This is a genomic window from Acidisoma sp. 7E03 (genome assembly GCF_054665075.1).
Map to the genome: position 1 here is coordinate 48,683 of NZ_BAAFHE010000010.1, position 13,700 is coordinate 62,382.

Below are 13,700 nucleotides of genomic sequence, written 5' to 3' on the forward strand. Positions count from 1 at the left end.
GTTCCACAAGTGTCAAATGTTTAAGTTAGGCTTGCAAGGGTCCGAAAGGGAGGGGCGCAGCCCAGCCCCGCGAATCCTCTTCATCACGGCAACCCGCATCGGTGACGCGGTGATCAGCACGGGCATCCTGAGCGACCTTCTGCGGCGCTATCCGACCGGCCGGTTCACGGTCGCCTGTGGCCCGGTGGCAGCGGGCCTTTTCGCGGCCATGCCCCGGCTGGAACGTCTCATCCTCATGCCCAAGATGCGGTGGGACGGCCACTGGTTCAAACTTTGGGCACAGGTGCTGGGGCATCGCTGGGATCTGGTGGTCGATCTGCGCGGCTCGGGGACCGCGCTGTTCCTCTGGGCCCGCCAGCGCCGCATCCTGAAGGGGGGCCGGCGCCCCGGCTCACGCCTCGGGCAGCTCGCCGAGGGCATGGGGCTGGACCCCGCCCCCCTGCCCGTCACCTGGACCTCCGCCGCCGATCGCGCGCGCGCTGCGCATCTCTTGCCGGACGGCGTGCCCCTCATCGGCCTTGGCCCCACCGCCAACTGGGCCGGCAAGGTCTGGCCGCCGGAGCGCTTCATCGCCCTCTTCAAGCACCTCGCCGAAACCGCCCTGCCGGGCGCACGCCCGGTCATCTTCGCCGGGCCCGGTGACGCCGAAGCGGCGCTCGCCCGCCCCGTGATCGAGGCCCTGCCGGAGGCGATCGACCTCGGTGGCCAGCTCACGCTCGGGGAGGCCGCCGCCTGTCTCGCCCGGCTCGACCTCTTCGTCGGCAATGATTCGGGCCTGATGCATCTGGCCGCTGCCGCCGGCACGCCGACGCTGGGGCTGTTCGGCCCGTCGCCGGTGGACGAATATGCGCCAGCGGGCCGCCGCACGGCGGTCGCCGTCGCCCCTGGCCCGCGCGCGAAGGCGCCGATGGAGGCACTGACCGTCGAGGCTGCGGCGACGGCCGCACGCTCGCTTCTTGCAGGCAAGGAACAGGATGCCGCATGACCCAGCACTACGATCTCATCATCCGCGGCGGCACGCTGGTGCTGCCGGGCGGCCTCGTGGAGGCGGACGTCGCGGTGCGCGACGGCCGTATCGTCACCATCGCGCCTGCGCGCGCGGCGACCGCAGAGGAAGTGATCGACGCGCAGGGCCTGCACGTCCTGCCCGGACTGATCGATGCGCATACCCATCTGCGGGACAATCCCGAGGTTGAGAACATCCCGTCCGGCACCCGCGCCGCCGTGCTCGGCGGCCTTGCCGCCGTCTTCGACATGCCGAACGGCAACCCCTCCATCACCAGCCAGGGCCATCTCGACGCGAAGAAGGAATTTGCCGCCGGCCGCAGCTGGTGCGACCTCGGCCTCTATGTCGGCGCCGCGCGCACCAACATCCCCGATCTCGCAGCGCTCGAGCAGGAGCCCGGCGTCTGCGCCATCAAGGTCTTCGCCGGCTCCAGCACCGGCGACCTGCTGGTCGAATCGGATGAGCTGCTGGAAGCCGTCATGCGCTCCGGCCGGCGCCGCATCGCCTATCACTCGGAAGACGAATACCGCCTGAGGGAGCGCAAATCCCTGTTCCATGAAGGCATGCCCTATGCGGCCCATATGGAGTGGCGAGACGTCGAAGCCGCCTTCCTCGGCACGCGCCGGCTCATGGCGCTGGCGCGCAAGACCGGGCGTCCGGCGCATATCCTCCACGTCTCGACCGCCGAGGAGCTGGACTATCTCGCCGACTACAGAGACATCGCGACGGTCGAGGTTCTGCTCAACCATCTCACCCAATGGGCGCCGGATGCCTATGACCGGCTCGGCCCCTATGCCGTCATGAACCCGCCGATCCGTGACAAGCGGCATTGGGAAGCGGCCTGGGCCGCCGTGCGGGATGGGATGGTGGACGTCGTGGGCTCCGATCATGCGCCGCATCCCCGCGCGGCCAAGGAAAAGCCCTGGCCTGCCACGGCCGCCGGCCTCACCGGCGTGCAGACCATCGTGCCGCTGATGCTGGACCATGTCTCGGCCGGCCGCCTGTCGCTGCTCCGGCTTGCCGATCTGATGTGCGCGGGGCCGGCGCGGGTCTACGGCGTGCTCGGCAAGGGCCGCATCGCCCGCGGCTATGACGCGGACTTCACGCTCGTCGACATGAACAAGCGGCGAACCATCGAGGAAAGCTGGATCGCGAGCCCCTGCGGCTGGAGCCCCTTCGTCGGCCAGACCGTCCAGGGCTGGCCGGTCGCCACCATCGTCCGCGGCCGCACGGTCATGCGCGAGGACGAGGTGCTGGGCGAGCCGCAGGGCCGGCTCGTCGCGTTCCGGAGCTGATCCCTCGGGCTCACACCACTGCGGCGATCGCCCGGGCCACCTTGTCGGAGCCCGGGCGTGTCGTGCTGACGAACCAGCTCTTTAGGCGCCCGTCCCGCCCGATCAGGTATTTGTAGAAATTCCAACGGGGGCGTGACAGGAAGCCGCCTTCCGTGGCGAGCCAGCGGAACAGTGGCAGAGCATCCGGCCCCTTCACATGAGCCTTCTGCATCATCGGAAAGGTCACGCCGTAGTTGCGTGTGCAGAAGGCGCCGATGGAAGCCGCCTCGCCCGGCTCCTGATTGCCGAAGTCGTTGCTCGGCACGCCGATGATGACGAGCCCGTTCGGCGCCTGCCCCCAGCGCTGCTGCAGTGCCTCCAGCTCGGCATATTGCGGAGTGAAGCCGCATTTGGAGGCGGTATTGACGACGAGCAGTGGTCGCCCACGCAGCGCGTCCAGCGGGTACGCCTCTCCGCTCAGCGTCGTCAGCTTGAAATCATAGGCCGTGCCGGACATGCCTTCCGGTTCTCCCTGCAGGTTTGCGCGCGCCTCACGCCGCCGCTATGGTCCGCCGCCGTTCGCGCCTGGCCCCGGCTGAAGCTGCAGGGAATCGGGGGCGAACCTCAAGAGGATGCCGGAGGTCACAGCGTGGTCGATATTTTCGACGAGGTCGAGGACGATCTCCGGGCGGAGCGCATGGCGCGTTTCGCCCGGCGATACGGCATGGCGCTCGCCGCCCTCGTCGGCCTTGTCATCATCGGCGTCGCCGCTTGGCAGACCTGGCTCTGGTATCAGGGCCGGCAGGATGCCCGGGCTGCCGTAGGCTTCATCCACGTGCTCGACGAGGCCGCCCAGCGGGGCTCGGCCGCCAACCGCGCCGCCCTGGCCGACCAGTTCGCCGCCATCGCAAAGACCGCACCGGGGGGTTACGCGACCCTCGCGAAGCTCAACCAGGCCAGCCTTCTCGCCGATTCCGGTAAGACCAAGGATGCGGAGGCGATCTGGGGCGGTCTGATGAACGACGGCAACATCAGCCCCGTGCTGCGCCAGGTTGCGACGCTGAGCTGGGCCTCTCACGAGTTGGAAACCGCCGAACCCTCCCTGATCCAGGCCCGGCTCGGGCCGCTGTCGGCGGAAGGCAACGCCTGGCGGCCGATCGCGCTGCAATACCTGGCCCTGCTCAGCATCCGCACCGGGGACGTTCCGGGCGCGATCAAGACCTTCCAGTCCGTCGCGGATGACGTCTCGACCCCGGCCGACATGCGCAACATGGCCAATGCCATGGCCCAGGCCCTCGGCGCGCCGCCTCCGCAATAGCGGGTCCTGCCCATCCGAAGACCCTTGAGACCACGACTCTACTCGAAGAGATTGGCGCCCAGCATGAGCCGCACGACCGACCGCACTGACCGCACCGCCTTCGATGCAGCCGCCGAACCCGCCGGCCTGACCCGGCGCGCCGCCCTCCGCCGCGCCGCGGCCTTCGGCTTGCCGCTGGCGCTCGCCGGCTGCGGCTTCATCGGCGGCGACGAGACACCGCCGCTGCCTGGCAAGCGCATCGATGTCATGGGCGGCTCCACCGCCCTCAACGTCGACACGAGCCTCACCCAGCCGGTTACGCTGCCTGCGCCCGTCGCGGGGCTCGACTGGGCGCAGCAGGGTGGCAACGCCGCGCATGATCCCGGCATCGTCGCGGCGCCCTCCATGCTGAACCGGCTCTGGTCTGCCGACATCGGCGAGGGCACTGCCTACCGCCAGCGCATCCCCTGCCCGCCCGTCATCGTGGCTGGCACCGTCTTCACCATGAGTGCTCGGGGCGAGGTCTGCGCCTTCGCCATCAAGGACGGCAGCCAGCTCTGGAGCACGCCGGTGCGGCCGAAGGGTTCCCGCAGCTTCGACGTCGGCGGCGGCGTGAGCGCCGACAATGGCGCGCTCTTCGCCGCGACCGGGTTCGGCGAAGTGCTGCGTTTCGATCCGCGGACCGGCAAGATCCTGTGGCGCAAGCCCGTCGGCTCGCCCGCCCGCTCGGCACCGAGCATTGCCGAAGGCAAGCTCTTCGTCAGCCTGATCGACAGCTCCATCGTGGGCCTCGACGCCGAGAAGGGCGACATCATCTGGACGCGCCAGGCCCGCCAGGTCCAGACCTCCATTCTCGGCCTGCCCGCGCCGGCCGTCTCCGGCTCCGTCGTCCTCGCGGGCTTCGCCTCCGGTGATCTCCTCGCCCTCAACGTGGTGAGCGGCGAGGTGCTGTGGTCGGACAATCTGGGCGCGACCGGGACGGGCCTGTCGCAGCTCTCTGCGATCGTCGGCATGCCCGTCATCCATCGCGATCGCGCCTATGCCGGCAGCCTCGGCGGCCTCGTGCTCTCCATCGACCTGCCGACCGGCCGCCGCCTGTGGGAACGGGATTTCGCGACGGACCAGACGCCCTTCCTGGCCGGCGACTGGATCTACCAGCTCTCGACCGATCAGCAAGTCGCCTGCCTCTCCTCGACCACCGGCCAGGTGAAGTGGGTGCACCAGATGCCGCCCTTCAAGAACATGAAGAAGCTGCGCAACCCGATCTACTGGTGGGGGCCGATCGTCGCCGGCCCCAACCTCGTGCTGGTCAGCAATCATGGCGAGATGGCGACCCTCGACGCGATCACCGGCACGCCGCGCGACACGGTGAAGCTGCCCGCCCCGGCGACCGCAGCCCCGGTCGCTGCCGAAGGCCGGGTCTTCGTCACCATCAAGACTGGCGATCTCATCGCCTACGGCTGATCCGCCGTGATCGTCTCGAAGGGCATCCATATCGGGCGTCTGCTGCGCTACAACGCAACGACCCTCGCCGTGCTGCTCGCCTATGACGTGGCGATCACTGCCGCCTATCTGGGCCTCGACTGGCACTGGGTTTCCATCCCGGCGCTGCCTCTACCCCTGCTCGGCAGCGCCATCGCGCTCATCGTCACCATTCGCAACAACGCCGCCTACGCGCGGTGGTGGGAGGCGCGGACGCTCTGGGGCTCCATCCTGAACAACTCCCGAAGCCTCGCCCGCGGCGTGGTCGCGCTGGTGGACGACGCCGCGACGGTGCGAGACCTAGTGCGGGCCCAGATCGCCTATGCCCTGGCGCTCCGTTGCCATCTGTTGCGTCTGCCGACGGAAGAGGTGCTGGCGCGCTACCTGCCGGCCGAGATGCTGGAGGAGTGCCGGGGCGCGGCCAACGTGCCGACGGCGGTCCAGATGGCGATCTCCCGCCGCCTCGCCGGGCTGCGCCGGTCCGGCGCGCTGGATAGCGTCGGCGTCGCCAATCTCGACCGCACGCTCGCCGCCCTCGTCGATGCGCAGGGTGGGCTGGAGCGTATCAAGAACACGCCTCTGCCCCGGCAGTATAGCGCCCTGCCGCTGATCTTCAGCCGCGCCTATTGCTTCGTGCTGCCGCTCGGCATGGTCGACAATCTCGGTCTCGCGACGCCCTTCGGCTCCGCGCTGATCGGTTTCATGTTCCTGATCCTGAACGAGATCGGCAGTGACCTGGAGGACCCCTTCTCCAACGACGTGCACGACGTGCCGATGGGGGCGATCACCCGCACCATCGAAATCGACCTGCTGCAGACCATCGGGGCGACGGATGTGCCGCCGCCGATCACGCCCGTCGACGGCATCCTGATCTGACGCGGTTCAGATTTTGCTCGAGTCGCTTTTCAAATCGTCATGCCCGGCCTTGAGCCGGGCATCCATCCGTCTGGGTGCCCGAACGGCGTTGGGGCGCCGCGACGGATAGGCCCGCGGCATGAAGCCGCGGGCGACGATGAGTGAGGGGATTGAGCCGATGATGGACTGAATGGCACGGCAGATCGGCGCGATGCGTCAGGCCGCCGCCGCTCCACGCTCGGCCCCCGTCCGCAGCGCCGCGATGTTCGCCGCATACTGGGCTGCGCCGCCCCTGAAGGCGGAGGAGCCGGCCACGAAGACATTCGCGCCGGCAGCGGCGGCGAGTTCCGCCGTTTCATGCGTGATGCCGCCGTCGACCTCGATCTCCACCGGCCGCTCACCGATCAGGCCACGCAGGCGGCGGATCTTCTCGAGCGTCAGCGGCAGAAAGGCTTGGCCGCCGAAACCGGGGTTGACCGTCATCACCAGAACCAGATCGGCCGCATCCAGGCTGTAGCGCACAGCCTCTTCCGACGTGGCCGGATTGATGGCGACGCCTGCCTTGCAGCCGAGGCCGCGGATCGCCTGCAGCGTGCGGTTGAGGTGCGCGCAGGCTTCGGCATGCACTGTGATGCGATCGGACCCGGCCTTGGCATAATCCTCGAGGTAGCGGTCCGGTCCCTCGATCATGAGATGAGTATCGATCGGACGCTGGCTCTGCTGCCGCACCGCGGCGATCACGCCCGGGCCGAAGCTGATATTGGGCACGAAGGCGCCATCCATGACGTCGAGATGCAGCCAGTCGGCGCCGGCGGCGTCGATGGCGCGGGTCTCTTCGGCGAATCGGCCGAAATCAGCGGAGAGAATCGAAGGGGCGATGATCAGAGGACGGGTCATGGGGCCGAGTTTAGCCGCGTCCCTCGCGTAGCGACAGGGGAAGAGGCGCGCGGATGCCGGGTTCACGGGGCTGTGCAAGCCCGCGGCACGAAAGCTGCTTCATCGGGCTTGCCAGCCGGCGCTGCAGGCGTCACCCTCGGCGCCCGTTCACACCCACGTGAATGGGCGTCAGGCGGCACGGCCGGCACCCGAACCTCGACGAAAGAATAAAATTTGCCGACTGAACCCAGCGTCAAACTGTCGATCCGCAAGCTTGACCACAATTTCGGGTCCTTCCGTGCGCTGCACGAGGTCTCGCTCGACATGCGGGACGGGGAATTCGTCTGCATCCTGGGTGCCTCCGGATGCGGCAAGAGCACGCTCTTCAACGCGGTCTCCGGCTTGCTGAAGCCGAGCGCCGGTCAAATCCTGCTCGACGGCCAGGACATTGCGGGCAAGCCCGGCCAAGTCGGCTACATGCTGCAGAAGGACCTTCTGCTGCCCTGGCGCACCGTGCTTGGCAACATCACCCTCGGCGCCTCCCTCACCCGCGGCGCCACGAAGGCCGACCGCGCCCGCGCCGCCGAACTCGCGCGCCATTACGGCCTCGGCGACTTCCTGCGCCATTACCCCCGCGCCCTTTCGGGCGGCATGCGCCAGCGCGTGGCGCTGATGCGGACCATCGCCGCCGGCCGCGAGGTGATGCTGCTGGACGAGCCCTTCGGCGCGCTCGACAGCCAGACGCGCATCGGCATGCAGCAATGGCTGCTCGACATCTGGAAGGAATTGCACCGCACGGTGATGTTCGTGACCCATGACGTGGACGAGGCAATTTTTCTCGCCGACCGCGTCGTCGTCATGCTGCCCAAGCCGGGACGCATTGGCTGGGTGGTGGACGTGCCGATTCCCCGCCCCCGCGCGATGGACTGCCTGACCTCTCCGGATTTCGTGGAGACCAAGCGGCAATTGATGGAAATGCTCTACAGCCAGGCCACGCTGCACGGCGTGCCCGGCGGAGTGAAGGTGCCGGCATGACGAACGAGACCAATACGCTGCGCGAATACGGCCGCCATGTCGGCCTCTGGATCATCGCGATCGCGCTGATCTTCGTCGCCTGGAAGCTGCTGCTCATCGTCACCGGCCTGCCGCCCTACGTCATCCCGACTCCCGGCGCCGCCTTCGCCGTGCTGCGCGACAACGTGCCGATGATGAAGCAGCTCACGATGCAGACGCTGAGCGAGACCTTCTACGGCTATGTCGTCGGCGCCGTGCTCGGCGTCGTTCTGGCGGTGATCATGGCACAGGTACCGCTCATCCACCGCCTGCTGTATCCGGCGCTCATCACCTCGCAGGCGGTGCCCATCGTCGCCATCGCAGCCCCTCTCGTCATCATCTTCGGCTTCGGCCTGACACCGAAGCTCATCATCGTCGCCTGGATCGTCTTCTTCCCCGTCGTGGTGAACGTGCTCGACGGGTTGGCCAGCGTCGACCAGGACCAGGTCAACCTCGCCCGGCTGCTCGGCGGCACGCGGCTGCGCACCTTCATGATCGTGCGGCTGCCGGCCTGCATCGGGCCGCTCTTCTCCGGCCTCAAGATCGGCGCCTGCTATGCCGTGACGGGGGCTGTCATCGGCGAATGGACCGCCTCCTCCCACATCGGCCTCGGCACCTATCTGCTGACCGCCAATGCGCAGATGAACACCGCCGGCGTCTATGGTGCGATGCTGCTGCTCACCGCCATCGGCATCGGCTCCTTCATCCTCGTCGTCATCGTCGAGCATTTCGCGACACCCTGGCGTACGCGCATGACCGCCCCTGCCTATTTCGGTGGCGATGTTCCCCCTGTTCCCTCCTCCAACACGAAGGTCTGAGATGAAGCCTTTCCGCCTCTTCGCGCGGCTCGCGGCCAGCACCGCCGCCGCCAGCGCCCTGCTGCTCGGCCTCGGGGCCGGGGCGCCCGCCGCCCATGCCGCCGACCTCACCAAGGTGACACTGGTCTATGACTGGGTGACGCCCGATTTCGAGCTGATCCCGACGGCGGTCGCCCAGGCCGAGGGCTTCTACAAGGCGGCGGGTCTCGACGTCTCGACCGTCTTCCCGCCCAACAACTCGACCACCGTGCGCATGCTGGCCGCGGGCCAGGGCGACATCGGCTTCGACCCGGTGACGGACGAGATCTTCGCCGCCGCCCAGGGTATCCCCATCACCTCCATCGCGGTCTATTCGCAGTCCAACAACTGCGGCCTCTTCGGCCGCCCGGGCGAGCCGGTTGATCTGTCTACCCTCAAGGGCAAGAAGATCGGCGTCTATACCGACAGCTGGACCAAGGCGATGATGCCCTACATCCTGGCCAAAGCCGGGATCGGCGAGAACGACGTGCAGCAGATCATCGCGACCGATGACGACATCCCGATGCTGCTGACGAAGAAGATCGACTATGCCAGCAACTGCTCGAACTACGCGCTGGCCGACGTGGTGCCCACCATCCATCAGGAGCCGACGATGCTGCTCGGCGCCGCCGGCGGCATGCCGGACGTGCCGGTGTGGAACTTCACCGTCATGAAGGCCTGGGGCGAAGCGCATCCGGCTTTGGTCAAGGCCTGGCTCGCCGCCACCGAAAAGGGCATGGAATGGGCCTCCGCCCATCCGGACGAGGCGGTCGCCGACCTGCTGAAGCTCTATCCCTCGGCGGGATCCAAGGACTACAACCTCGTCGGCTGGAAGGCGACGATCCCGCTGCTGAAGGGCCCGAACGGCTACTTCGTCCAGTCGGACGGGCAGTGGAACGCCATCGCCAAGGCGCTGACCGACACCAAGCAGGTGGACGCTGCGAAGCCCGCGAGTGACTATTACACCAACGCCTATCTGAACTAAGGCCTGCGTCTATGGCTCCGCGCCGGATCATTCTCGATTGCGACCCCGGCGTGGACGACGCGCTTGCCCTGCTCCTGGCCTTCGCCGCCTCTGAGGCGGTGACGGTCGAGGCGATCACCACCGTCATCGGCAACGTCATGCTGCCGCAGACCACGGCCAATGCGCTGCGCATCCGCGATCTTGCGGGGCGCGGCGCGGTGCCGATCTTCGCCGGCTGCCCCCGCCCCCTCATGGCGCCGGTGCACCGGGAAAAATCGGTCCATGGCGGCGATGGGCTCGGTGACATCGGCCTGCCCGCGCCCGCCTCCGCCATCGAAGCCGAACATGCGGTGGATGCCATCGTCCGCCTCGTCCGCGACAATCCTGGTGAAATCACGCTCTGCCCCATCGGGCCGATGACCAATATCGCCGTCGCGCTGATCAAGGCCCCAGACATCGCGCCGCTGATCCGCGAGATCGTCTTCATGGGCGGCGCCGCCTTCCGGCCGGGCAACTCCACCCCCGCGGCCGAATTCAATTTCATGATCGATCCGCATGCCGCCCAGGTGATGCTGACGGCGGGCGTGCCGCTCACCATGTTCGGGCTGGACGTGACGGCGAGCGCGCTGATCACGCCGGACTGGATGGCCGATGTGGAGCAGACGGGCGGGCGCATCGCCCGCGCCGCGGTCGCCATGCTGCGGGCCTATGGCGCCGGTGATCCTTGCTTGCATGACCCCTGCGTCATCGCCCATCTCATCGACCCGACGCTCTTCGGCGGGGTCGACGCCTGGGTTGAGGTGGAGACCACGGCGCCCCTCACCCGCGGCCAGAGCATCGCCGCCGTGTCCGACCGCCATCGTGGTGGGCACGCGCCCAATGCACGGGTGATCACGAGTCTCGACGCCCCCCGGCTCTTCGCGCTTCTGCGGGACCACCTGCTCCGCCTGGATTGATCGGAGGATCGCGCTCCGCGCTTGCGGAGCGGCAGCGGCCGCGCCAATCTCACCCTCATGGATGGTGTCGTCAGCCTCTCCAGTGTGCGGGAAGACCGTTTCTGGGCGGTGATCGCCTCGGTGGGGCGCACGCGGCGAATCGCCGAAATCTTTTCGAGCCGCGAGGCCGCAATGGCAGATCGGGCCTGGCGCGAGTCCCAGGTGCGCGCTTACGCGAACTTCCTGCGGTCCAGCCGCCAGCCGCCGCCCAACTATTCGGTGGTGCCGATGAAACGCTCCGAGCTGCCCAAATCCTGGCGGCCCCTGCCCGCACTGGGCTTCCTGCGCGGGCAGTTCATCTAGAGTCCGTCAGGTTTTGATTGAAGTGCACGTCCTGCCGTCATCGCCGGCCGGGGCCGCCCGCGGCTTGGCCAGCCGCGCTTGGCCAACCGCGCTTGACCCGGCGATCCATGTCTGGACGCCACCGCGGTTGGATGCGCGGGTCGAGCCCGCGCATGACGGGGTGTCAGGCCGATTCAACTGAACTCTGACAAATTCTAGGCTGGCCTTGGATCAGCCTTCGCCGGCGTCCTGGCCTTCCCGCCGGGCACGGCGCTTCGCGGCCGGACGCGGCGGCCGCTTGCGCTTGCGGGGCCCCGAGGGTGCGGGGGGTACGAAGCCATCCTGAGCGAAATCGCCACCCTGTGCCGCACGCGGCAGCGGCCCACCGGTCAGGAGGTCGATTTCCATCTCATCCTCAGCCGGGGCCGGGGCCGGTCTCGGCCGCACCGGCGCCGCGGCGGCCTTGGGCTTCGCTTCGGGTTTGGGATCGGGTTCCGGTTCAGCAACAGGTTCGGCGGCCGGTTCCGCCTCGTCCTCAGGTTCGGCGGCGTCCTCCTGAGGCGCCGCGACGTCGGCGGAAGACGCGTCGTCGTCCCACGCCGCCTCGACCTCCTCCGCCGCGTCAGCTTCATCCTCGGTGACGACCTCGGCCGCGGCGAGATCGGGCGCCGCTTGCCGCCCTGCCCGGCGCGGTGCGGCAGACCGCGCACGCGGCGCGCGGCGCGGCTCGGCCTCCATGGCACCGGGGGTTGTCTCCTCCGGCTCGCCACCCGCAAGGAGCGCCGCTAATACGGTTTCGATCCGGACGGCAAGCCGGGCCGCCTCGGTCGCCGACAGCCGGTGATTGCCCAGATAAGCCTGAACGATCCGGCTCGCCGCCGTCGTCACGGGGGAAGGCTGATAGGAGGTCAGGGCATCGGGGAGAGGCGGCACGGTACTGGCTCCGGTGGTCGGCTATCAGGCTCTTTGTGCAACTGCTCACACGGCAAAACCAGCCCCATAAGCGGTCCGTGCCAGAGCTTGCGCGCGGGGCAGGCGCGCTATCCGGTCAAAGCGGGTCCGCCGCCCCATCCGCCACCGCTGCCGCTGCGTCCCCGCGGCCCAGCTCCATGAAGGTGGCGAAGCGGGCCATCTCCGCCTCGTAGGCCCGCGCGAAATCCTGGCCACGAGGCTCGGCGCCCACGAAACCGGGCTCGGCGGAGACGGCCCCCATGGCCAGGCTCAGATTGACCCAGCCGATCATCCGGTCCCGCCACAGCATGGGCATCGCATAGTAGCCGAAGCGCCGCTGCGGGGCTGGCGTATAGGCTTCGAAGCGATACTCCCAGCCCCAGAGGTGCAAGAAGCGCCGGCGATCCCAGACGACGGGATCGAAGGGCGCGAGGAAGCGCAGGCCGCGCGGCGGCGCATCGGGCATCGCGCCGCCCGCGCGCCACAGGTAGCGCTCTCCCTCGATCTCCTCCCATTCCACGGCGCCCGCGGCGATCATGCGGTCCAGCGTCGGGCCAAAGGCACCGAGCCCCGGGGCACCCCGGCGCAGCAGATTGAGCACGCCCCCCAAGGCGACGCGGGATATCGGCTCGAACAAGGAGAGAAGCAGCGTGAGCAGGCGCTCGCGCCGCGCCTCCGGCGCCAGGGGTGTCGGCAGTTCGCCTGCGGCCTCGTAGATCCGGATACCCTCCTGCCGCCGGCGGACCCGCAGATGGCCATGATAGTGCAGCGTCTGCAGATGCTGCGTCGTCTCTTTGGAGAAGCCGCCCCAGGCATTGACGGCACGATCCCGCCCGAAGGCCGCTTCGAGATCGCGCGGATGAACGGCGCCCTGGGCGCGCACGAGGGCGAGGATCTCGGCCGCAAGGCCCTCGGGCCGGTGCGGCGTGTCAGGCCGGTCCGGGTCCGGCCGGGGATGCAGCAGCCGCGCCGTATCCTGCGGCATGAAGCCGTAGGCGTAGAGAAAGTCTTCTTCGAGGCCGAGGCGCGGGAAGCGCCGCTCGAGCTGGCCGACACGATAGCCGGTGACCCGATGGCGCAGGATGAGATCCTGGGCGCGGGCGGGCGCGCGGATGGGATCGGCCTGGACGAAGCCGAGTGCGGACAGGGTATCCCCGAGCCCGGAACCGGCCGCGAGTCCCGCAGCCGCCTGCAGCCGGAGGCGAGAGAGCGTCACGGGCGGGCCGAACCAGCCTCAGGCCGCATCGACATCGAGTGCGGCGAGGTCGATCGTTTGCAGAGAGAACCAGACGGGCTCCGGGCTGCGGGCGCCTTCGCGCAGGATGGGCTTGATGGCGGAGAGCAGATCGTCCAGCGAGCGAAAGGGCATCACGCTCTCGTCGCCGTCCGCCGAGCGCGTGATCAGGCCCATTCCGGGCTTGGACAGGCGGGCCCCCATCGGGCGTTCTGCCGAGCGTGGTGCCGGGGTCTGCGGAACGGGCACCGGCGCCGGTGGCGCTGCGGGAAGAGCAAGGGCCGGCACAGAGACGATATCTTCGGCGGGGTGCTGGAGGACAACCGCCGGCAGGTGCGCAGGTTCCGTCTCGAGGGCGAGCGGCGGCTGGGCGACCGCTGGCTCTTCCGCGCCTCGCTCGCGCCGCAGGCGGCCGAGCAGCGCGTAGATGGCCGCTGGCGTGCAGCCCATCTCGGCCGCGACCGCGCGTACCGGTCGATGCTCTTCCGTCACCAGGACGAGGATCCTCGTCTGATCCTCCTTGCTGAGACGCGCCACTCTTCCCTCCTTTCCCGGCACGGCCGGAGCGTCGAACAGGAACATTCAGGGAACATGC

Annotated in this window: 15 protein-coding genes; 10 read left to right on the forward strand and 5 right to left on the reverse strand. The window is 68.7% G+C overall.

What is annotated here, in order from left to right:
* The first annotated feature begins 16 nt into the window (after positions 1–16).
* Positions 17–985 (forward strand): glycosyltransferase family 9 protein, encoded by a 969-nt coding sequence (locus ACYQ6W_RS15925; RefSeq protein WP_459676689.1) that lies wholly within the window; start codon positions 17–19, stop codon positions 983–985.
* Positions 982–2,301, forward strand: a complete 1,320-nt coding sequence (locus tag ACYQ6W_RS15930; RefSeq protein WP_459676690.1) for a dihydroorotase — start codon at positions 982–984, stop codon at positions 2,299–2,301. The genes ACYQ6W_RS15925 and ACYQ6W_RS15930 overlap by 4 nt, the downstream gene beginning before the upstream one ends.
* Positions 2,302–2,311: 10 nt before the next feature.
* Here ACYQ6W_RS15930 and ACYQ6W_RS15935 read toward each other — a convergent pair whose 3' ends face one another.
* Entirely contained in the window at positions 2,312–2,797 is a 486-nt protein-coding gene (locus ACYQ6W_RS15935) for a glutathione peroxidase (protein WP_459676691.1), read from the reverse strand.
* Positions 2,798–2,929: 132 nt separating this feature from the next.
* Between ACYQ6W_RS15935 and ACYQ6W_RS15940 the strand changes: the two genes are divergently transcribed.
* The 3 genes from ACYQ6W_RS15940 to ACYQ6W_RS15950 all read left to right on the forward strand — a co-directional run bounded on the left by ACYQ6W_RS15940 (position 2,930) and on the right by ACYQ6W_RS15950 (position 5,935).
* Positions 2,930–3,598, forward strand: a complete 669-nt coding sequence (locus ACYQ6W_RS15940) for a tetratricopeptide repeat protein (protein WP_459676692.1) — start codon at positions 2,930–2,932, stop codon at positions 3,596–3,598.
* A 63-nt stretch (positions 3,599–3,661) separates the two neighbouring features.
* Positions 3,662–5,041 carry a PQQ-binding-like beta-propeller repeat protein gene (locus tag ACYQ6W_RS15945; RefSeq protein ID WP_459676693.1) on the forward strand — a complete coding sequence of 460 codons (1,380 nt, stop codon included), beginning with the start codon at positions 3,662–3,664 and terminating at the stop codon, positions 5,039–5,041.
* Positions 5,042–5,047: 6 nt separating this feature from the next.
* Positions 5,048–5,935, forward strand: coding sequence for a bestrophin family protein (locus tag ACYQ6W_RS15950; protein WP_459676695.1), 888 nt, complete (start codon positions 5,048–5,050; stop codon positions 5,933–5,935).
* Between the two features lie 195 nt (positions 5,936–6,130).
* Here ACYQ6W_RS15950 and rpe read toward each other — a convergent pair whose 3' ends face one another.
* Positions 6,131–6,811: a ribulose-phosphate 3-epimerase gene (gene rpe / locus ACYQ6W_RS15955; RefSeq protein ID WP_459676696.1), complete on the reverse strand. Its 681-nt coding sequence runs from the start codon at positions 6,809–6,811 to the stop codon at positions 6,131–6,133.
* Between the two features lie 213 nt (positions 6,812–7,024).
* On the opposite strand from rpe, the gene ACYQ6W_RS15960 reads away from it, so the two are divergent.
* From ACYQ6W_RS15960 to ACYQ6W_RS15980, 5 genes are read left to right on the forward strand one after another with little or no spacing between them, the layout of a single operon-like run.
* Positions 7,025–7,825 carry an ABC transporter ATP-binding protein gene (locus tag ACYQ6W_RS15960; protein WP_459676698.1) on the forward strand — a complete coding sequence of 267 codons (801 nt, stop codon included), beginning with the start codon at positions 7,025–7,027 and terminating at the stop codon, positions 7,823–7,825.
* Positions 7,822–8,661 carry an ABC transporter permease gene (locus tag ACYQ6W_RS15965; protein WP_459676699.1) on the forward strand — a complete coding sequence of 280 codons (840 nt, stop codon included), beginning with the start codon at positions 7,822–7,824 and terminating at the stop codon, positions 8,659–8,661. The genes ACYQ6W_RS15960 and ACYQ6W_RS15965 overlap by 4 nt, the downstream gene beginning before the upstream one ends.
* A gap of 1 nt (position 8,662) precedes the next feature.
* On the forward strand, positions 8,663–9,664 hold the full coding sequence (locus ACYQ6W_RS15970; RefSeq protein WP_459676701.1) for an ABC transporter substrate-binding protein: 1,002 nt from the start codon (positions 8,663–8,665) through the stop codon (positions 9,662–9,664).
* Positions 9,665–9,675: 11 nt separating this feature from the next.
* Complete coding sequence (locus tag ACYQ6W_RS15975) at positions 9,676–10,599, forward strand: nucleoside hydrolase (RefSeq protein WP_459676703.1); 924 nt, start codon at positions 9,676–9,678, stop codon at positions 10,597–10,599.
* Positions 10,600–10,620: 21 nt separating this feature from the next.
* On the forward strand, positions 10,621–10,941 hold the full coding sequence (locus ACYQ6W_RS15980; protein WP_459676704.1) for a hypothetical protein: 321 nt from the start codon (positions 10,621–10,623) through the stop codon (positions 10,939–10,941).
* A 210-nt stretch (positions 10,942–11,151) separates the two neighbouring features.
* Here the strand turns inward: ACYQ6W_RS15980 and ACYQ6W_RS15985 are convergent, their stop codons facing one another.
* The 3 genes from ACYQ6W_RS15985 to ACYQ6W_RS15995 form a co-directional block, all read right to left on the reverse strand.
* Positions 11,152–11,853: a hypothetical protein gene (locus tag ACYQ6W_RS15985; protein ID WP_459676705.1), complete on the reverse strand. Its 702-nt coding sequence runs from the start codon at positions 11,851–11,853 to the stop codon at positions 11,152–11,154.
* A gap of 115 nt (positions 11,854–11,968) precedes the next feature.
* Complete coding sequence (locus ACYQ6W_RS15990) at positions 11,969–13,087, reverse strand: DNA glycosylase AlkZ-like family protein (protein ID WP_459676707.1); 1,119 nt, start codon at positions 13,085–13,087, stop codon at positions 11,969–11,971.
* Between the two features lie 18 nt (positions 13,088–13,105).
* A complete protein-coding gene (locus ACYQ6W_RS15995) occupies positions 13,106–13,642 on the reverse strand; it encodes a hypothetical protein (RefSeq protein WP_459676708.1) in 537 nt (178 codons plus the stop codon).
* Positions 13,643–13,700 lie beyond the last annotated feature (58 nt).

Coding starts and splice junctions, on each gene's coding strand:
- ACYQ6W_RS15925 (WP_459676689.1), top strand. CDS start 17: ATGTTTAAGTTAGGCTTGCAAGGGTCCGAAAGGGAGGGGCGCAGCCCA.
- ACYQ6W_RS15930 (WP_459676690.1), top strand. CDS start 982: ATGACCCAGCACTACGATCTCATCATCCGCGGCGGCACGCTGGTGCTG.
- ACYQ6W_RS15935 (WP_459676691.1), bottom strand. CDS start 2,797: ATGTCCGGCACGGCCTATGATTTCAAGCTGACGACGCTGAGCGGAGAG.
- ACYQ6W_RS15945 (WP_459676693.1), top strand. CDS start 3,662: ATGAGCCGCACGACCGACCGCACTGACCGCACCGCCTTCGATGCAGCC.
- rpe (WP_459676696.1), bottom strand. CDS start 6,811: ATGACCCGTCCTCTGATCATCGCCCCTTCGATTCTCTCCGCTGATTTC.
- ACYQ6W_RS15965 (WP_459676699.1), top strand. CDS start 7,822: ATGACGAACGAGACCAATACGCTGCGCGAATACGGCCGCCATGTCGGC.
- ACYQ6W_RS15970 (WP_459676701.1), top strand. CDS start 8,663: ATGAAGCCTTTCCGCCTCTTCGCGCGGCTCGCGGCCAGCACCGCCGCC.
- ACYQ6W_RS15975 (WP_459676703.1), top strand. CDS start 9,676: ATGGCTCCGCGCCGGATCATTCTCGATTGCGACCCCGGCGTGGACGAC.